We start from the raw sequence: 19,772 nt of genomic DNA on the forward strand, positions 1-19,772 counted from the left end.
CGCTAAGCGCGCCGGCTTCCAGACAACTGGAACGCTTGCGGGAGGGCGCTGCCACGTGTCCGCATGAACCGCTAAACTTAAAGAGAGTGACATGGCGAAGAAGATTACAGGCTATATCAAGCTGCAGGTGCCCGCCGGCGCCGCCAACCCATCGCCGCCGATCGGCCCGGCGCTTGGTCAGCGCGGCGTCAACATTATGGAATTCTGCAAGGCGTTCAACGCCAAGACGGCCGACATGGAGAAGGGCTCGCCCCTCCCCACCGTCATCACCGTCTATGCGGACCGTTCGTTCAGCTTCGAGACCAAGACGCCCCCGGCGACCTTCCTCATCAAGAAGGCGCTGAACCTCAAGTCGGGCTCGAAGGAGCCGGGCAAGACCTCGGCGGGCACGATCAAGCGCTCGCAGCTCAGCGAGATCGCGCAGGTCAAGATGGCGGATCTGAACGCCAACGACATCGACGCAGCAACGAAGATCATCGAAGGCTCCGCTCGCGCGATGGGCCTCCAGGTTGTGGAGGGCTAATCCCATGGCGAAGCTCACGAAGAAGCAGAAGGCGATCACGATCGACCGCGAGAAGCTGCACGGCGTCGACGAGGCGATCAGCCTCGCGCGTGCCGGCGCCACCTCGAAGTTCGACGAGACGATCGAAGTCGCGCTGAACCTCGGCGTCGATCCGCGTCACGCCGACCAGATGGTCCGCGGCGTCGTCACGCTGCCCAAGGGCACCGGCAAGACGGTGCGCGTCGGTGTGTTCGCCAAGGGCGCGAAGGCTGACGAGGCCCGCGAGGCCGGCGCCGACGTGGTCGGTGCGGAAGACCTGATGGAAACCATCCAGGGCGGCACGATCGATTTCGATCGCTGCATTGCGACCCCAGACATGATGGGCATCGTCGGTCGTCTCGGTAAGGTGCTTGGCCCCAAGGGCCTGATGCCGAACCCGAAGCTTGGTACCGTGACGATGAACGTCGCCGAAGCGGTCAAGGCCGCCAAGGGCGGTCAGGTCGAATATCGCGTCGAGAAGGCCGGCATCATCCACTCCGGCATCGGCAAGGCGAGCTTCCCGGCCGAGGATCTGCGCGCGAACTTCGACGCGCTGGTTGACGCAGTGGTCAAGGCCAAGCCGTCGGGCGCCAAGGGCAAGTACGTCCGCAAGGTCGCGATCTCGAGCACGATGGGTGCCGGCATCAAGGTCGACGTGGCGGAAGTCGCCTCGGCCTGATCGCACGACGATCGCCGTACGAAGGAGGCCGGGGGCAACCCCGGCCTTTTTTGTTGGTTGCGCGGGCCGGTGGGGCTAGCCGGCGCGTGAACCCAATCGTTGCCGCCGCGTTACGACGCGCATGAGCGAGGGTCCCCTGGCCGCGCCCTGGTGGCAGCGCGGCGTTATCTATCAAATCTACCCGCGCTCGTTCGCCGATTCGAACGGCGACGGTATCGGCGATCTTGCCGGCATCGAGGCGCGTCTTGACCATATCGCGGATCTCGGCGTCGATGCGATCTGGCTCTCGCCGATCTTCCCCTCGCCGATGGCCGACTTCGGCTATGACGTCGCCGATTATACGGGTGTCGAGGCGCTATTTGGTTCCCTCGAAGACTTCGACCGCCTGCTCGCCGCAGTCCACGCCCGCGGGCTAAGGCTGCTGCTCGATTTCGTCCCCAACCACTCGTCGACGCAGCACCCGTGGTTCGTCGAGAGCCGCTCGTCACGCGACAGCCCGAAGCGCGACTGGTACATCTGGCGCGATCCCGCCCGCGACGGCGGCCCGCCCAACAATTGGATCAGCGACATGGGCGGCCCCGCATGGGCGTGGGACGAAACGACCGGCCAGTATTACCTTCACACCTTTCTTGAGGAACAGGCCGACCTCAACTGGCGTAACCCGGACGTCGCGCAGGCGATGACCGACGTGATGCGTTTCTGGCTCGGCCGTGGCGTCGACGGCTTCCGTATCGACGTCCTGTGGCACATCGTGAAGGCGCAAGGCCTGCCCGATAACCCGGCGAACCCCGACTGGTGCGAGGGCATGGCCGAGAAGCTTCGCGTCCTTCAGCACCATTCAACCGATCAGCCCGAGGCGCACGCCTTCACCCGGGGCATGCGGCAGCTCGCCGACAGCTACGGCGAGACGCTGCTCGTCGGCGAGATCTTTCTGCCGCGCGATCGCCTGATGCGCTGGTACGGCAGCGAGGCGGAACCCGGCGTCCACCTGCCCTTCAACTTCGAGCTGATCGAAAATCCGTGGAATCGCGACACGCTCGCGCGGCTTATCGCGGATTACGATGCGGCCATCCCCGACCATGGCTGGCCGAATTGGGTGATCGGCAGCCACGACGCACCCCGCATCGCCGCGCGCATCGGCGAAGCGCAGGCGCGCGTCGCCGCGATGCTGCTGCTGACGCTGCGCGGCACGCCCACGCTCTATCAGGGCGATGAAATCGGCATCGGCACCGTAGACATCCCGCCCGACCGAATCCGCGACCCGCAGGATCTGCGCCAGCCCGGCATGGGCCTCGGCCGCGATCGCTCGCGCACCCCGATGGCTTGGGACGCATCGCCCAATGCCGGCTTCTCGACCGCCGAGCCGTGGCTGCCGCTCCATCCCGACTGGCGCACCCGCAACGTCGCCGCGCAGGAGGCCGACCCGCAGTCGATTCTCGCGCTCTACCGCCGTCTGCTCGCCGCGCGCCGTGCCAATCCTGCGCTGGCACTCGGCCGCATGACAGTGCACGACGCGCCTAGCGACGTCCTCGCCCTTGAGCGTATTCACGACGAACAACGCCTGTTCGTCGCGCTCAACCTCGGCCCGGACGCGCAGGACATAACGCCGCCCGCCCGCCCCGGCCGGATCGTCGCCGCCACCGGCACCCGCACCACCTTCGACGGTCGGATCGACGGCGATGAGGGCTTCATCGTGGAACTGGAACCCTGATGCGCATCGCCATGCTCTCGTCGATCTCGTGGCCGACGCCGCCTACCGGCTACGGCCCTTGGGAGCTGGTGACGAGCCTCCTCACTGAGGCCTTGGTCGCGCGCGGCGTCGAGGTCACGCTCTTCGCCACGCAGAACTCGCAGACCGCCGCCAAGCTCGATGGCGTCGCCCCACGCGGCTATTCCGAACCGCCGCACCTCGACGCCAAGGTATGGGAGGCGCTGCACATCGCGCATTGCATCGAGCGCGCCGGTGAGTTCGACCTCATCCACAATCAGGCCGATTTCATGCCGCTCGCCTGGTCGCGGCTGATCGACACACCGATGCTGACGACGATCCACGGCTTCTCGTCCGAGCGGATCGTGCCGGTCTACCAGCGCTACGACGACAACACGCACTACGTGTCGATCAGCGACGCCGATCGACACGCGTCACTCAGCTACGCGGCGACGATCCACCACGGCATCCCGCTCGACGACTTCCCGTTCGATGCGGAGGGCAGCGAAGACCTGCTGTTCTTCGGCCGCATTCACCCCGACAAGGGCCCGCACGATGCAATCGCCGCCGCGCAAAAAGCCGGCAAGCGCCTCGTCATGGCCGGGCTCGTTCAGGACGAAGGTTATCACGAACGGCGGGTCGCGCCGCATATCGACGACGATCGCGTCATCTTCCGCGGCGTCGTCGGCGGCGAGGCGCGCACCCGTGCGCTCGGCGGCGCCCAGGCCCTCCTCCACCTCATCGGCTTCGACGAACCTTTCGGCCTCTCGGTGGTCGAGGCAATGGCGTGCGGCACCCCGGTGATCGCCTTCAACCGCGGCTCGATGCCCGAACTGATCGAACACGGGGTCACGGGCTTCCTGGTGGACACGGTCGACGAAGCAGTGGACGCGATCGGCCGCATCCGGGAGATCGACCGCGCGACCTGCCGCAGCCGCGTCGCCGAGCGGTTCAGCGTCGAGCGCATGGCAGACGATTACATCAAGGTGTACGAGCGGCTGATCGGGTAAGCCCACTTGGGCGCCCGCATTCGCGAACGGCGCCCCGCCCCCAAGCCTGACAGGACGAACTCCCTTTTCCCGTTCGTGCTGAGCTTGTCGAAGCACGTGCCACGCAGCGCCGCGCTCGTTGCACGCCCTTCGACGGGGTCAGGGCGAACGGGGCAGTGAGCCATGGTCACGCTCCACAGGCGCGGTGGACAACGCCTCCCCACCCCGCGACACTGCGCGGAAAGAGGAGAGTGATCCATGCCGCATTACGGCGATCTGCAGACCCGCATCTACGGTGCCGGCCTGTCCGGCGTCGTCCCGACCTATCCGGTCGATTTCGCCACGCTCGAAAAACGCGCGCAGGCTGCGCTTCCCCCGCACGTCCTCACCTACGTCCAGGGCGGCTGTGGTGACGAATACACCCAGGATGAGAACGCGCGCGCCTTTCGCCACTGGGGCATGGTGCCGCGGATGATGGTCGACGCGACGCACCGCGATCTGTCGACGACGATCTTTGGCCTCGACCTGCCGAGCCCCGTGTTCATGGCCCCGATCGGCGTCACGGGCATGATGACGCAGGACCAGCACGGCGACCTCGCCGCGGCGCAAGCCTCGGCGATCACCGGCGTCCCGCTCACCGCCTCCACGCTCTCCAACGATTCGCTCGAGGAGGTCCACGCCGCCTGCGGCGACACGCCGGCGTTCTTCCAGCTCTACACCCCGCGCGACAAGGATCTCGCCGAAAGCCTCGTCCGCCGCGCCGAGACGGCGGGCTACAAGGCGATCGTCGTCACGCTCGATACCTGGGTCACCGGCTGGCGCCCGCGCGATCTCAACGTATCGAACTTCCCGCAGCTGCGCGGGCATGTGCTGCAGAACTATTTCAGCGATCCGCGCTTCCGCGCAATGCTCGGCGGCAAGGCGCCCGAAGAGGATCTGCGCACGGCCATCGGCACCTGGGGTGCGACCTTCGGCAAGGTACTGACGTGGGACGACCTGCCCTGGCTGAAATCGATCACCAAGCTGCCAATCGTCCTGAAGGGCATCTGCCACCCCGACGATGCGCGCCATGCGATCGATAGCGGCGCCGACGGCATCTACGTTTCCAACCACGGCGGCCGGCAGGCGAACGGCGGCATCGCCGCGATCGACATGCTGCCAGCGGTTGCCGAGGCGGTGGACCGCCGCGTGCCGGTGCTGTTCGACAGCGGCATCCGCTCGGGCACCGACGTGGTCAAGGCGATCGCGCTCGGTGCCGATCTCGTCGGCATCGGCCGGCCCTACAGCTACGGCCTCGCGCTCGGCGGCGCGCACGGCTGCGCGCACGTGCTCAACTGCATCCTCGCGGAGGCGGACCTGCTGATGGCGGTCAACGGCTGGCCGACGCTCGCCGCGGTACGCGAAGCCGGCGCTACGCGGACCGATCGGTAAGCCTGCCATGGCCAGGCGGTAAACGCATCATCCCCGCAGAGGCGGGAACCACCGCGGTGGTCCGCGGTCGAAATCCGGACGTCCGCCAGCGTGGATCGCCGCCCCAGCGGGGATCATGATCGATGGATCGCCTGCCGCCCCGCCCTCTTGAGGAGGGCGGCAGGCGCGGTCGTCAGATGCCGACCAGACCGCCGTCCTCGCGCGTGATCACGATCGTCGACGAACGCGGGCGGCTCGGCGTCGCGGGCGTGCCCGTCTGCGATGCCGGCCAGCTCGACGTGATGTTGGTCGGCCCGCCGTTCTCGCCGGGGTGCTGGATGTTGACGAACAGCGCGCGGCCGTCGGGCGTCGAAGTGATGCCCGTGATCTCGCACTCCTTCGGCCCCACCAGGAAGCGTTTCAGCGTCGCGCCGGGCGCCTTGCCGACGAACGTGTTGGTGGTGCTGGTGGTGGTGACGTTGGCGGCGGTCGTCAGGCGGTTGTTGACCGTCTTGGCACCTCCGTCGCCAACGCGGCCGGGGATCGCGGCCAGCATCATGCAGTTGGTCACGTCGGTATAGGCGCCGTCGTCGGTCTGCAGCCACATCACCGGGTTCGCGCCCTGGCCGGCGACATTCGAGGGCAGGCTGAACACATGCCGTCGGGCGACGAGAAGTCGTTGGTGTCGTCCAGCCCCGACAGGTTGATGTTGGCGGGATCGAGGTCACGCCCCGAACCGAACAGGAAGACGTCCCACTGGAACGTCGTCGCCTCGGTCGTGTCGCCCGCCTCGCGCAGCCGGATGACATGGCCGTTGGCGTTGCCGCGCGTCGCCTGCGCCGACGTTGGCGGATCGGCGTTGACGACGTCGCCCTGCGGCAGCTTGGGATCGGTATAGGCGCGCGGGTTCGCCGCATCGGTGGTCGCCGGCGTGCGCGACGAATTGTTGGTCAGCGTGCAATACATTTCGCCGTTCGCCGGGTTCACCGCGGTCCACTCCGGGCGATCCATGCGCGTCGCGCCGACGAAGTCCGCTGCCAGGCGGCAGTTGATCAGCACGTCCGCCTGATCCGCAAAGGGATAATCGACGTTGGCGCTCGTTAACGGGCCGGTGCCGAAGGTCAGCGGCAGCCACTGACCGTTGCCCTCGGCGTTGAACTTGGCGACGTACAGCGTGCCCGCGTCGAGATACTTGTCGCCTACCGCCAGCCGGTCCGCCGCATTGGCGTCGGCCGCCGACCAGGCGGTGTTCGACACGAACTTGTAGATATATTCGTTCTGCGCATCGTCGCCCATGTAGAAGGCGGGGCGCACGCCCGCGATCATCCGGCCGGGCTCGACGCCCTCGTGATTCATCCGGCCGAGCGCGGTGCGCTTGCGCGGCGTCGAAGAGGGATTGTACGGGTCGATCTCGACGATCCAGCCGAACTGGAACGGCTCGTGGCGATAATCGGCGCTGCCGTCGGCGGCCGATCCGGCGATCGCCGTCGCATTCCAGCGGCGGAACACGGTGTTGGACGCATCGGACGGCGTCACCGTCGCCCAGCCATAGTTGCCGGTGCGGCCCTCGGCGATGCCGTAGCGCTGCAGGCTGCGGTTCTCCTTCGCCTGACCGGCGGCGTTGCGTACCGCCGCGTCGCCTGCGTCACGGCGGAAATAACCCGCCCAATTCTCTTCCGCGGTGGCGTACGTGCCCCATGGCATCGGCCCGTTGGCGCAATTGTTGATCGTGCCGCGGCCCTGCGTGCCGTCGGCGGACAGCGCGGTGCGCAGCTGCGCGTTGCCGCGTGCGGGGCCGCTGAAGCTCGTCGGCGTATTGGGGGTGATGCGGCGGTTGAGCGCCGATGCCTGGACGTAGTTCCACGCAGACGCGCCGCGCGTCACCTCGATCACCGATACGCCGTGCGCCTCGATCTCCTTGATCGCCTCGGACTCGGGGCGCACGCCGCCCGCGCTGGTCGGGCCGTTGGCGTGCAGATACGCTTGAGTGATATTCTCGTGGTTCAGCACCAGCAGCCCGCGCGAGCTGTTCGACGCGTCGCGCGTCGCGCCGGACGCGGCGAGGCCGAAGAAGCTCATGCCGTCGTGATGGTCGCCCGCGCGCGCACTGAACGTCGTGTCGGTGCCGTTGTTGGCAAAGGCCGACGTCGCAGCGTTGATCGGATCGCCGAGGCGATAGAGCACGGTCACGCGATAGCCGGCGGGCACGGTGACGAGGTCGTTCAGGTTCTTAGGCACGGCGGTGAAATCGAGCGTCGCCGGCGACACCGTTACCGTCGTGTCGGCGGTCGCACTGTCGCCGACGCCGGTCGTGCCGGTGAAGCGGAAGACGAGCGGCGTCGCGCTCGACACCGCGGGCGCGGTGAAGGTCGCGGTGGCGCTATTGGCGTTGGCGAGCGTCACGCTCGGGCCGCTCACCTGCGTCCATGCCACCGTCTGCGCCGTTCCGCTCGCGGTGCCCTGCAGCGTCACCGTCTTGCCCGCGGTGGTCGCGGCGGAACTTCCCGTCGTCACCGTCACGCTATCGCGCGTCAGCAGATCGTCGTCGTCGCCGCATCCTGCCAGCAGGACGCCGCCGAACACCGCGGTCGTCATCGCGGTCAGCCCGCCGCGCAGCGTCTGGCGCCGCGAGTAGCGCTTGGCGATCAGTTCGCCGAGATGCTGGTTGCCGCTGCGATTGGTGTCGATATCGCCGTCGTCGTACAGGAATGTCGTGTCGGTCATGGTCCCCCCGGGGCTGGCGTGTCGCCTTCGGCCTGTGGCGGGGGCGGATGACGCCCGCATTGCGCGGCAGTTGCACATCGATGGCGGTTCGATGAGCGTTTGATGACGATTGACGCAGGCGCGCGATCCGCTATGGAGCCGCGCTTGCCGTGCCTTCGGGGGCGGCGCCGTCCGAGACAGCGGGTGGGTGTTCGCGCCCTTAATGCCCCGCCGAGACGGGGACAGGATTTATGCCGCGAACGCCTGGGCGTTCCGGTCTGCCGCATGCTTAACGCAAGCCTGCGACGCTTCCCATTCCCCATCGCTGGACAACCGTATGCGGCATCTGCCGTGTGCGGATCGTAACCGGCCGCAGCCTTCGGGATGCGGCCAAAGTGTGGAGAATGGCATGGATCGTGCTGAAAAGGCCGCAGCCGTCGCCGAACTCAAGCAGACCTTCTCCGAGGTCGGCGTGGTGGTCGTCACCCGCAACCTCGGCCTCACCGTCGCGCAATCGACGCAGCTGAGGACGAAGATGCGCGAGGCCGGCGCCGTCTACAAGGTCTCGAAGAACAAGCTTGCCAAGATCGCGCTCGACGGCACCGACTATGACGGCCTGGGTGAATATCTCACCGGGCCGGTCGGTCTCGCGACTTCGGTCGATCCCGTCGCGGCTGCCAAGGTGGCCGTGGATTTCGCCAAGACGACCGACAAGTTCGAGATCGTCGGCGGCGGAATGGGCGCGACCAAGCTCGACGTGGAGGGCGTGAAGGCGCTCGCCACGATGCCGTCGCTCGACGAGCTCCGGGCGAAGATCGTCGGTCTCATCGTGGCCCCGGCCACGAAGCTGGCGACCATCACCCAGGCGCCCGCCGCGCAGATCGCGCGCGTGCTTGCAGCTTACTCGGAAAAGGAAGCCGCCTGATCCTTCAGGCAGCATCGTTTCATCTGAACGTTTCAAAGGAAGTATATCATGGCAGACCTGAACGCGCTGGTTGACCAGCTGTCCGAACTGACCGTCCTCGAGGCGGCCGAGCTCTCGAAGCTCCTCGAAGAGAAGTGGGGCGTCTCGGCCGCAGCAGCGGTTGCAGCGGCTCCGGCAGCTGGCGGCGGCGCTGCTGCTCCGGCCGCTGAAGAGAAGACCGAGTTCGACGTGATCCTCACCGGCGACGGTGGCAAGAAGATCAACGTCATCAAGGAAGTCCGCGCGATCACGGGCCTCGGCCTGACCGAAGCGAAGACGCTCGTTGAGTCGGCTCCGAAGGCGATCAAGGAAGGCGTCTCGAAGGACGAGGCCGAGAAGGTCAAGAAGCAGCTCGAGGAAGCTGGCGCGACCGTCGAGGTCAAGTGAGCTGAAGCGGGCACGCGGGCAGCTTCGCTGTCCGCGATACCCGCAAAGCCTGTCCTGAGCGCCTGCCTTGGCAGGCAGTCGAAGGGCCGGCCGGCGTGGGCAAGGCCCACGTCCGACGTCACGGGACTTGCTCCCGTGACGGCAAGCCACAAGAAAAGGCGGCCCCCGCAAGGAGGCCGCCTTTTTCTTTGTCAGATCGAGATGCAGCTCACGCCGTCTGCAAACCGGTCTCTTCCCCGCCGTCCGCACGCGTGTCCGCACCCGCGGGCTGCGCCAGTCGCCACGGCAGGCTTACCCATTGGCGCAGCGTCCGCGGCTGATCGGCCTCCGCAATCCCAGTCGTCGGCCATTCGTCGGCCGCGGGGAAATAGGCAGTGCCGAACAGTCGATCCCACAGCGGGGTCACCGCGCCGAAATTGCGGTCGAAGTGCCGCACTTCGGTGGAATGGTGGATGCGGTGGAAACGATTGTCGACGAACACCGATCGCAGCGGCCCGAAATGCCAGCGGCTCGACGAGTGAATGTACGACGATTGCATGTGCAGCAGCAGCGCGATCATCGGCACAACCGCGCCCGTCTCGGACACGATCAGGCTCGATGGCAGCGTAATCAGCACCGCCTGAACGAACGGCTCGGTCACGTGGTGGAACGAATTGGTGCTGTTGAGCTCGCGAACCGAGTGGTGCACCGCATGAAAGCGCCACAGCCAGCGATGCTGCGCGCGGTGACACCAATAGAAAAAGAAGTCGGCGACGAAGGCGCTCGCCAGCGGCGCGGCGACGACTGCTGCCGCGCCCGCCCAGGTGAAGGTCAGCGGCAGGACGATCAGCGGGTCGACGCCGATGTGCCGCCACAGCGCGTGGAAGCCGCCGTAGGCGAACGCCGCCACGACCGACCACAGCAGCCAGAAGACGAGCCCGGGGATGCGGCTGCGCAGACTGTGGCGCTCGCGCCCGGTGATGAGCTCGATCGCCGTCATCGTCGAGATCGCGAAGGCGAACAAAACGAGACTGGCCCATAGCTGGCCCGGTAGTTCGCTGATCCATTCCATCGCCGCAGCGTAGCGACATCATGGTTCGCCGCCGGTTAACGCGCTCGAAAACGCGCGCTGCGGCGATACCCGCAACCTACCGCCCGCTATGCGGCCGAACGCCGATCGTCTCGAACATGCGTGACGGCTGGTCGAGCCAGAACGGCCCGAGCTTCGCCTGCCCCGCCCGCTCGATGCCGAGCGCATGGACCGATGTGGTCTGCCCGCCGGCATGTACTGCCCGGATCGCCAGCACGGGCACGAACATCGGCCGCTCGCCCGCGGTCAGCACGATGATCGCGTCGCGCGGCATCGTCGCCAGCGTCCGCACGCGCTTCATCTCGCCCGGCGCAAGATCGAACAGCGGGGTGGCGGGGCGATCGACACCACCGGCGAACAGCGCGGCGATCACCGCGTCCTGCCCCGGCTGCGCACTGAGCAGCCGCACCTCGAGCGCGATCCCGCTCGCTACGACATCCGATATGTTGCGCACGGTGATCGTCGCGTCCGCGGTCGCGGTGACGAGATTGAGTCCGGCGCGGCTGACGACCGGCGGTTCGATCTCGAGCCGCGCCGCAGGCTGCGCGGGTTCGAGAAAGCGCGGCGCAGCCGGGGTTGCGACGGGCGGGACGACAGGCGCGACTGCGGCGGCGGCATGCGGCGGCGGCGCTACCGGTGCGTCAGCGGACAGAGTCAAGGCCGGCATAGGCTCGTCGAGCACGGCCTCGGCCGTGACATCCTCCTCCAGCGCGGCCGCGCGACGGCGGCGGAGCAACACCGCGGCCCCGCCCCCAAGCAACACGAGGATCAGCACCGGCAAGAGCCATGCGGGCCGTGCCGGCTCCTCCGCTGACGGCAGCGCGGTCGTCGGCGTGTCCGTGGCGACCGGCGCCGGGTTGGCCACGGGGATAGGTGGCGCGATGGCCTCATCGACCGCGGGATCGCTCGCCGGCACATCCGCGGGCGTCGCGGCAGGCGTCGGCGAGAGTGTAGCGCGCGGCGTCGGCGTCGCACGCGGCGTTGGGGTCGACTGCACCCCCGGTGTGGCACGCGGCGTCGGCGTCGGCGTCGTGCGCGGGGTCGGCGTCGCGCGCGGTGTTGGGGACGGGGCGGGCGTCGGGCCTGCGACCGGGGCGGGCGTCGGTAGGGCCGATGGCGGCCCGACGACGGTCGGCGTCGGGCTCGACGTGGGTTGCGGCGTCAGGCTGAAATTGCCAACGTCGGGGACCGCCTGCCCCGCCTCCTGCGCGCCCGCCGCCCCGGCGGCGCCGAGCGCCAGCGACATCGCCGCCCCCGTCAGCCAGCGCCGCATCGTCGCCCCATTTCGCCCACCCTTCTGCATCGTCAAGCCGCTAGTCCGCCCAAGATGAACCGCAGACAACCGCTCACGGCCGCGCCTGCGGCTGATCGATTGCCACCACCGGCAGCCACACCGCGCTCGCCTGCGCGCCGCCGCGCACCAGCGTCACCGTCGCCTTCTGATAGTCCGCCGGCTTCGCCAAGAAGATGTTGGGTACATAGGTCTGTGGATTGCGATCGTAGAGCGGGAACAGGCTCGATTGCACCTGCACCATCATCCGGTGCCCCGGCTGGAACACGTGATTCACCGTCGGCAGGCGGAAGCGATAGCGCTGTACCTTGCCCTCCGGGATCGCGGACGGCTTCTCGAAGCTGTCGCGATACCGTCCGCGAAAGATGTCGAGGCTAATCGCCAGCTGGTAGCCGCCCTTCTTGGGATCGTTGGGATATTCGTCGGGATAGACGTCGATCACCTTGACGACGAAGTCGCCATCGGTGCCGCTCGTCTTCGCGAAGATGTCGGCGATCGGCGCGCCCGATACGCGCACCGGCCGCGTCAGCGGCGCGGTCTGATACGTCATCACGTCGGTCCGCCCGTCGACCGATCGCTGGTCCGATACCAGCCACGCACCCCAGCGCCCGTCGTCGAAGTTCACCGGACGCGGCAGGTGCGGCACCGGCTTGGCGGGGTCGGCGACGTAGCTGTCACCGCCCGTCGCGCCCTTGTCGAACCCGAGTGCGCCGTCCGCGGCGAGATAGATCGGCTTCAGCGGCGCGGCGCACCCGGCCTCGCACGCCAGCGGCCATTGCGCGAGCTTGTCCCAGCGGTTCGCGCCGGTGTTGTAGATCAGCGCCTGCGGCGGCGTGAACGCGGGCCGCCCGTCGCGCAGATACTGGTCAAAGAAGGGAAACAGATATTCCTCGCGCCACTGCGTCGCGGTGTCGCCGTTCCATTTGAAGTCCCCCAGCGACGAGCCGTCGTAATTCGCCTGGCTGTGCCGCCACGGCCCCATGACGAGGAAGTTGTTCCCCGCCTTGCCCTTCGCCTTCAGCGCCTCCCACGCGGTGATCGCGCCGTACATGTCCTCCTGGTCGAACAGCCCCTGTTCCCACATCGTCGGCACGTTCGACGGGTTGGCGGCGAGCAGCTTGTCGAGCGCCTGCCCCTGCCAGAAAGCGTCATAGGCCGGGTGCGCCACCATCCGCTGCCAGTACGGCAGCCCGGCATAGCCCGATTTCTCCGCCCACGCCCCCGCCGATCCGACGCGGCGGAACTGCTCGTAATCGTCGTAGATGCCCGACGGCGGATCCTTGCCCGCGCCCTTGAACCCCGTCTGGCTGCCGAGCCAGCCGATGTTGGCGAGGCGGAAGGCGCCGTAGTGGAACCAGTCGTCGCCCATCCACCCGTCGATCATTGGGCTCTCGGGCGCCGTCACCTTGAGCGCGGGGTGCGGCGCGAGCAGTGCCATCGCCACCGTCAGCCCTTCGTACGACGATCCCAGCATGCCGACCCGCCCATTCGTCTCGGGCAGATTGGCCTTGTTCACCAGCCACTCGATCGTGTCGTACGCATCGGTGGTGTGATCGACCTTAGTTGGGTTGAGCGGGCCGACGACGGGGCGCGTCACGACATAGTCGCCCTCCGATCCGTACTTGCCGCGAATGTCCTGGAACACCCGGATATAGCCGGCGCGTACGAACGGCTCGTCGCCCTGTGGCAGGATCGAGGCCATGTTGGGGCTGTCGGCGACGCGATTGACCCGGCCGCTCGCGTTGTACGGCGTACGCGTCAGCAGGATCGGCGCGTTCGCCGCACCCTTCGGAATGACGATGACGGTGTGCAGCTTCACACCATCGCGCATCGGGATCATCACCTCACGCTTCACGTAATCGCGCGCGGCGATCGGATAGGCGAAGCCCGATGGCACGTCGCCGGCGGGCGGCGGGGTTTGCTGCGCGGCGAGCGGGGTGACGGCCAGCGCGGCGCCGGCGAGCAGCAGCAATCTCTTCACGTATCCATCTCCCACGCGGTGCGGCGCGCCCGTCATGTCGGGTGATGCGCAGGCACCGGGCGATAGTCGCCCTGCCACGCCGCGATCAACTGTTTCACGTTTCCTTGATCGTTGGCGTGCGATCGTCGTGCGATGCGCCCGGTCCCCGACCTTGTCCGCCAGCTGCGGCCGCTGCGCCTCGAATGGCTGCTCGCGGCGATGGCGCTGCTCGCGCTACTGCCGTTCCGCGCCGCGCGCCTGCCCTCGATGACCGATCTGCCCGGCCATATCGGGCGCTACGCGGTGATGCTCGATCGCGGCGCGACGCCGTCGCTCGAGACGTATTACGACTTTCACTGGCGGCTCGTGGGCAATCTCGGCGCCGATCTTGGCGTGCTCCTGTTCGGCTGGATGGGTGCGGAGCGCGCCGCCTGGCTCGTCAGCGCGGCGATTGCGCCGCTGACGATCGGCGGCATCGCCGCCGTCAGTCGCGCGCTTCACGGCCGCGTTCAGCCCGGCGCGGTCGCGGCGGCGTGTTTTGCGATGGCCAACCCGCTGATGTTCGGCTTCGTCAATTACTGCCTGTCGCTGGCGCTCGCCTGGTGGTCGTTTGCGCTGTGGATACGATTGCGCGACGTGCGCGCGACGATTGCGCTCGCGCCGCTTACGCTCGCCGCAACCGGAACCTGGCTCGCGCATGCGATGGGCTGGGGCGTTCTCGCGCTGCTCGCCGGCGGGTTCGAGCTGGAGCGCCTCGTCCGACAACGGACGCGCGCCGCGCTGATCGAAGCCGCGGTGCGCACCCTCGCCCTCGTTCCGCCGATTGCCCTGACGCTCGCGTGGCAGGGCGACGGCGGCGCACTTTTCGCCTGGGGCGACGATCTCCTCGTGCGAAAGGCGATGAATTGGATTGTCGTGCTGCGCGGCGAGGCGAAGTGGATCGATCTCGCGACCCCCGCCCTGCTCGCGTTGGCCATGCTCGTCGCGTGGCGCCGCCATGCGATCGACTGGCGGCTGGGCATCGGCGCGCTGCTGCTCACGCTCGCGTGCCTCGCGATGCCCACCACGCTGTTCGGCAGCTGGGGCGCGGACGAGCGGCTTGCCCCCGCCGCGGTGACCGCCGCGCTATTGTCGCTACGCTGGCGCGGCAGCCGGCGCGGTGCGGTCGCCATCGTCGCGCTCGCCGCCACGCTTTTCGCCGTACGCACCACGATGATCGCGCGCGACTGGCACCGGCTTGACCAGGCCTATGCGTCGCACCTGCGCGCGCTCGATCGCGTGCCCCATGGCGCGCGCATCCACGCCGTCGTCCTGCAAGACCGCTGCCGTACCGCGTGGCAATCGACCGCCTACACGCACTTCGCGAGCCTCGCGATCGGCCGGCGCGGCGCGCTGGTAAATAGCCAGTGGCTGCTGCCCGGCGCCGCGCTGCTCACCGTGCGCACCACCGGCGATCCCACCCTCGCCCACGATCCCTCGCAGATGGTCGATGGCTTCGACTGCACCGGCCCAATTCGCCAACCGCTGGCCGCCCGGCTGGCGCAGCTCCGAACGGGTGAATGGGATTTCCTATGGGTACTCGCCACCCGCGGCATAGATCCATTGCCGGGGCACACGCCGGTATTCCGCGACGCCAACTCCGCGCTGTACCGCCTACCCGCCGGTTGACGCCCGCCCACCTCGCGCCTATATCGCGATCCTTACCACAGCTTCGGGAAATGGCATGGCGTCGCGCACCGTGTCGAACGGATAGGAGCTGCCGGTTTCATAGACGCTTCAAGGCTGCCGTCGTTCCGCTGAGGATCATGACGTGCGGCCTTTTCGCGTCTTGTCCTGCGCCCGGACGAATTTGACCAAGGCAGTATAGCTACATGGCGACCAAGGCGATCGAATACGGCACCGCGAAGCGCCGCATCCGCAAGGTGTTCGGCAACATCCACGAAGTGGTGCAGATGCCGAACCTCATCGAGGTGCAGCGCGAAAGCTACGAACAGTTCCTGCGGTCCGATCCTTCGATCGGTTACGTCTCGGGGCTCGAGAAGACGCTGCGCAGCGTGTTCCCGATCCGCGACTTCGCGGGCACGGCGGAGCTCGACTTCGTCAACTACGAGCTCGAGCCGCCGAAGTTCGACGTCGAGGAATGCCGCCAGCGCGGCATCACCTACGCCGCGCCGATGCGCGTCACGCTGCGCCTGATCGTGTTCGAGGTGGATCCGGAGACGGAGACCCGCTCGGTGCTCGATATCAAGGAGCAGGACGTCTACATGGGCGACATGCCGCTGATGACGGGGAACGGCACGTTCTTCATCAACGGCACCGAGCGCGTGATCGTCAGCCAGATGCACCGCTCGCCGGGCGTGCTGTTTGATCATGATCGCGGCAAGACGCACGCATCGGGCAAGTATCTCTTCGCCGCGCGCGTGATCCCGTATCGCGGCTCGTGGCTCGATTTCGAATTCGACGCCAAGGACATCGTCAACGTCCGGATCGACCGCAAGCGCAAGCTGCCGGTCACGGCGCTGCTCTATGCGCTCGGCCTCACCAGCGAGGAAATCCTCAACCAGTTCTACAACCGCGTCACCTATGTGCGCGGCACCGGCGGCTGGCGCATCCCGTTCGCGGCGGAGAACTGGCGCGGCGTCAAGCCGACGTTCGATCTCGTCGACGCGAACTCGGGCGAAGTCGTCTTCCCGACCGGCACCAAGGTCACCCCGCGCGCCGCCAACAAGGCGGCGAAGGACGGCCTCACCGATCTTCTGATCCCGACCGAGGAAATCTACGGCCGTTACTCAGCCTATGATCTCATCAACGAGCAGACCGGCGAGATCTACGTCGAGGCCGGCGACGAGATTGGCCCCGACAACCTTGAGAAGCTCGACAAGGCGGGCATCGACCGGATCGAGCTGCTCGATATCGACCACGTCACGACGGGTCCGTGGATCCGCAACACGCTCAAGGCCGACAAGGCCGAGGAGCGCGAGCAGGCGCTGTCTGACATCTACCGCGTGATGCGCCCTGGCGAGCCGCCGACGCTCGAGACGGCGGAGTCGCTGTTCGCCGGCCTGTTCTTCGATCCCGATCGCTACGATCTGTCGGCGGTCGGCCGCGTGAAGCTCAACATGCGCCTCGACCTCGACGCCGAGGACACGGTGACGACGCTGCGCACCGAGGACATCCTCGCGGTCGTCAAGACCCTGGTCGACCTCAAGGACGGCAAGGGCGAGATCGACGACATCGACAACCTCGGCAACCGCCGCGTGCGGTCGGTCGGCGAACTACTCGAGAACCAGTATCGCGTCGGCCTGCTGCGCATGGAGCGCGCGGTGAAGGAGCGGATGAGCTCGGTCGACGTGTCGACCGTCATGCCGAACGATCTGATCAACGCGAAGCCGGCGGTCGCCGCGGTGCGTGAATTCTTCGGCTCGTCGCAGCTGTCGCAGTTCATGGACCAGACCAACCCGCTGTCGGAAGTGACGCACAAGCGCCGCGTTTCGGCGCTCGGGCCGGGCGGTCTGACGCGTGAGCGCGCGGGCTTCGAAGTCCGCGACGTCCACCCGACGCACTACGGCCGCATCTGCCCGATCGAGACGCCGGAAGGCCCGAACATCGGCCTGATCAACTCGCTGTCGACCTTCGCGCGCGTTAACAAGTACGGCTTCATCGAGACGCCGTACCGCCGCGTCGTCGACGGCAAGGTGACGGGCGAGGTCGTGTACCTCTCCGCGATGGAGGAGCAAAAGCATACCGTCGCGCAGGCCAACGCCGAAGTCGACGCCGATGGCCGCCTCACCGAGGAGCTGATCTCGGCGCGTCAGGCGGGCGAGTTCCTCATGGCGCTCCCCGAGACGATCACGCTAATGGACGTCAGCCCGAAGCAGCTCGTCTCGGTCGCCGCCTCGCTGATCCCGTTCCTCGAGAACGACGACGCGAACCGCGCGCTGATGGGCTCGAACATGCAGCGCCAGGCGGTGCCGCTGGTCAAGGCCGAGGCGCCGTTCGTCGGCACCGGCATGGAAGAGACGGTGGCGCGCGATTCGGGCGCGGCGATCTCGGCCAAGCGGGCGGGCATCATCGACCAGGTCGACGCCAGCCGCATCGTGATCCGCGCGACGGGTGAGATCGACGCCGGCAAGTCGGGCGTCGACATCTACACGCTGATGAAGTTCCAGCGCTCGAACCAGTCGACCTGCATCAACCAGCGTCCGCTGGTGAAGGTGGGCGACGTAGTGCGCGCGGGCGACATCATCGCCGACGGTCCGTCGACCGAATTCGGTGAGCTCGCGCTCGGCCGCAATGCGCTCGTCGCGTTCATGCCGTGGAACGGCTACAACTACGAGGATTCGATCCTCATCAGCGAGCGTATCGTCAAGGACGACGTCTTCACCTCGATCCACATCGAGGAATTCGAAGTCATGGCGCGCGACACGAAGCTCGGGCCGGAGGACATCACGCGCGACATCCCGAACGTCGGCGAGGAAGCGCTGCGCAACCTTGACGAGGCGGGCATCGTGTACGTCGGTGCCGAGGTCGAGCCGGGCGACATCCTCGTCGGCAAGATCACGCCGAAGGGCGAGAGCCCGATGACGCCGGAGGAGAAGCTGCTTCGCGCGATCTTCGGCGAGAAGGCGTCGGACGTGCGCGATACGTCGCTTCGCCTGCCGCCGGGCGTTGCCGGCACGATCGTCGACGTGCGCGTCTTCAATCGTCACGGCATCGACAAGGACGAGCGCGCGATGGCGATCGAGCGCGAGGAGATCGAACGCCTGAAGAAGGACTCGGACGACGAGCGCACGATCCTCAACCGCGCCACCTGGTCGCGGCTGCGTGAGATGCTGATCGGCCAGACCGCCACGGCGGTGCCGAAGGGCGGCCCCAAGAAGGGTGCCGTGATCGATCAGGACATGCTTGACAGCGTCGACCGTCACGAATGGTGGAAGTTCGCCGTCGCCGACGACAAGACGCAGAGCGATCTCGAAGCGGTCAAGGTCCAGTATGACGACGCCGCCAAGCTGATCCGCGAGAAGTTCGAGGATCGCCGCGAGAAGCTGGAGCGTGGCGACGAGCTGCCGCCGGGCGTGCTCAAGATGGTCAAGGTGTTCGTCGCGGTGAAGCGCAAGCTGCAGCCGGGCGACAAGATGGCCGGCCGTCACGGCAACAAGGGCGTCATCAGTCGCATCCTGCCGGTCGAGGACATGCCGTTCCTCGCCGACGGAACGCCGGTCGATCTCGTGCTCAACCCGCTGGGCGTGCCGTCGCGCATGAACGTCGGGCAGATCTTCGAGACGCATCTTGGCTGGGCCGCGCGCGGTCTCGGCCAGCAGGTGGCGCAGCAGCTCGAGGACTGGCGCGAAGCGAATCCTGACGCCGCGGCGGGCGCGATGCCCGAAGCGGTCAAGGATCGCCTCAAGACGATCTACGGCGAGCATTATGCCGACGAGATCGAAGCGCGTGACGCGGCCGGGATCATCGAGCTGGCGAACAACCTGAAGCCCGGCATTCCGATGGGCACCCCGGTGTTCGACGGCGCGGTGGAGCAGGACGTTGCCGACATGCTCGAGCTCGCCGGGCTCGACTCGTCGGGCCAGTCGGATCTGTTCGACGGGCGCACCGGCGATCAGTTCGACCGCAAGGTGACGGTGGGCATCATCTACATGCTCAAGCTGCACCACCTGGTGGACGACAAGATCCACGCGCGTTCGATCGGGCCGTACAGCCTCGTCACCCAGCAGCCGCTGGGCGGCAAGGCGCAGTTCGGCGGCCAGCGCTTCGGTGAGATGGAGGTGTGGGCGCTGCAGGCGTACGGCGCGGCGTACACGCTCCAGGAAATGCTGACGGTGAAGTCGGACGACGTCGTCGGGCGCACCAAGGTCTACGAGGCGATCGTCAAGGGCGACGACACGTTCGAGGCGGGCATTCCGGAGAGCTTCAACGTGCTCGTCAAGGAAATGCGCTCGCTCGGGCTCAACGTCGAGCTCAAGAGCATCGAGGAAGGCGAGGACGGCCTGGCCGAGGCGGCCGAGTAACGCCGCTTCGTTTCGACCGACCTTCCCTCCCCTAGCCCCTCCCGTTCG

The 19,772-nt window shown here is 67.4% G+C and carries 14 protein-coding genes; 9 read left to right on the forward strand and 5 right to left on the reverse strand.

What is annotated here, in order from left to right:
* The first annotated feature begins 91 nt into the window (after nt 1-91).
* From rplK to B7L05_RS02155, 5 genes are all read left to right on the forward strand, one after another.
* Nucleotides 92-523: a 50S ribosomal protein L11 gene (rplK, locus tag B7L05_RS02135; protein WP_085808582.1), complete on the forward strand. Its 432-nt coding sequence runs from the start codon at nt 92-94 to the stop codon at nt 521-523.
* A 4-nt stretch (nt 524-527) separates the two neighbouring features.
* Nucleotides 528-1,220 (forward strand): 50S ribosomal protein L1, encoded by a 693-nt coding sequence (gene rplA, locus B7L05_RS02140; protein WP_085808583.1) that lies wholly within the window; start codon nt 528-530, stop codon nt 1,218-1,220.
* A gap of 121 nt (nt 1,221-1,341) precedes the next feature.
* Nucleotides 1,342-2,931 carry an alpha-amylase family glycosyl hydrolase gene (locus B7L05_RS02145; protein WP_085808584.1) on the forward strand — a complete coding sequence of 530 codons (1,590 nt, stop codon included), beginning with the start codon at nt 1,342-1,344 and terminating at the stop codon, nt 2,929-2,931.
* A complete protein-coding gene (locus tag B7L05_RS02150) occupies nt 2,931-3,938 on the forward strand; it encodes a glycosyltransferase family 4 protein (RefSeq protein WP_085808585.1) in 1,008 nt (335 codons plus the stop codon). The genes B7L05_RS02145 and B7L05_RS02150 overlap by 1 nt, the downstream gene beginning before the upstream one ends.
* 237 nt (nt 3,939-4,175) lie before the next feature.
* Nucleotides 4,176-5,348, forward strand: a complete 1,173-nt coding sequence (locus B7L05_RS02155) for an alpha-hydroxy-acid oxidizing protein (RefSeq protein WP_085808586.1) — start codon at nt 4,176-4,178, stop codon at nt 5,346-5,348.
* A 172-nt stretch (nt 5,349-5,520) separates the two neighbouring features.
* Here B7L05_RS02155 and B7L05_RS17825 read toward each other — a convergent pair whose 3' ends face one another.
* On the reverse strand, nt 5,521-5,934 hold the full coding sequence (locus tag B7L05_RS17825; RefSeq protein WP_307718247.1) for an alkaline phosphatase PhoX: 414 nt from the start codon (nt 5,932-5,934) through the stop codon (nt 5,521-5,523).
* On the reverse strand, nt 5,934-8,051 hold the full coding sequence (locus B7L05_RS02160; RefSeq protein WP_307718243.1) for a PhoX family phosphatase: 2,118 nt from the start codon (nt 8,049-8,051) through the stop codon (nt 5,934-5,936). The genes B7L05_RS17825 and B7L05_RS02160 overlap by 1 nt, the downstream gene beginning before the upstream one ends.
* 388 nt (nt 8,052-8,439) lie before the next feature.
* Here B7L05_RS02160 and rplJ point away from each other — a divergent pair, with 388 nt between their 5' ends.
* Nucleotides 8,440-8,955 (forward strand): 50S ribosomal protein L10, encoded by a 516-nt coding sequence (gene rplJ, locus B7L05_RS02165; RefSeq protein ID WP_085808587.1) that lies wholly within the window; start codon nt 8,440-8,442, stop codon nt 8,953-8,955.
* Between the two features lie 48 nt (nt 8,956-9,003).
* Nucleotides 9,004-9,381 carry a 50S ribosomal protein L7/L12 gene (rplL, locus tag B7L05_RS02170; protein ID WP_076743888.1) on the forward strand — a complete coding sequence of 126 codons (378 nt, stop codon included), beginning with the start codon at nt 9,004-9,006 and terminating at the stop codon, nt 9,379-9,381.
* A gap of 208 nt (nt 9,382-9,589) precedes the next feature.
* Here rplL and B7L05_RS02175 read toward each other — a convergent pair whose 3' ends face one another.
* The 3 genes from B7L05_RS02175 to B7L05_RS02185 form a co-directional block, all read right to left on the reverse strand.
* The gene (locus B7L05_RS02175) at nt 9,590-10,432 is read right to left on the reverse strand and encodes a sterol desaturase family protein (protein WP_085808588.1); all 843 of its coding nucleotides are present in this window, start codon (nt 10,430-10,432) and stop codon (nt 9,590-9,592) included.
* Between the two features lie 76 nt (nt 10,433-10,508).
* The gene (locus tag B7L05_RS02180) at nt 10,509-11,723 is read right to left on the reverse strand and encodes a hypothetical protein (RefSeq protein ID WP_085808589.1); all 1,215 of its coding nucleotides are present in this window, start codon (nt 11,721-11,723) and stop codon (nt 10,509-10,511) included.
* A gap of 73 nt (nt 11,724-11,796) precedes the next feature.
* Nucleotides 11,797-13,713 carry a CocE/NonD family hydrolase gene (locus B7L05_RS02185; RefSeq protein ID WP_375601242.1) on the reverse strand — a complete coding sequence of 639 codons (1,917 nt, stop codon included), beginning with the start codon at nt 13,711-13,713 and terminating at the stop codon, nt 11,797-11,799.
* A 141-nt stretch (nt 13,714-13,854) separates the two neighbouring features.
* Here B7L05_RS02185 and B7L05_RS02190 point away from each other — a divergent pair, with 141 nt between their 5' ends.
* Nucleotides 13,855-15,369: a hypothetical protein gene (locus B7L05_RS02190; RefSeq protein ID WP_085808590.1), complete on the forward strand. Its 1,515-nt coding sequence runs from the start codon at nt 13,855-13,857 to the stop codon at nt 15,367-15,369.
* Nucleotides 15,370-15,572: 203 nt separating this feature from the next.
* Nucleotides 15,573-19,724 carry a DNA-directed RNA polymerase subunit beta gene (gene rpoB, locus B7L05_RS02195; RefSeq protein ID WP_085808591.1) on the forward strand — a complete coding sequence of 1,384 codons (4,152 nt, stop codon included), beginning with the start codon at nt 15,573-15,575 and terminating at the stop codon, nt 19,722-19,724.
* Nucleotides 19,725-19,772: the final 48 nt, after the last annotated feature.

This window comes from Sphingomonas sp. TZW2008 (assembly GCF_002117915.1).
GTDB lineage: Bacteria > Pseudomonadota > Alphaproteobacteria > Sphingomonadales > Sphingomonadaceae > Sphingomonas.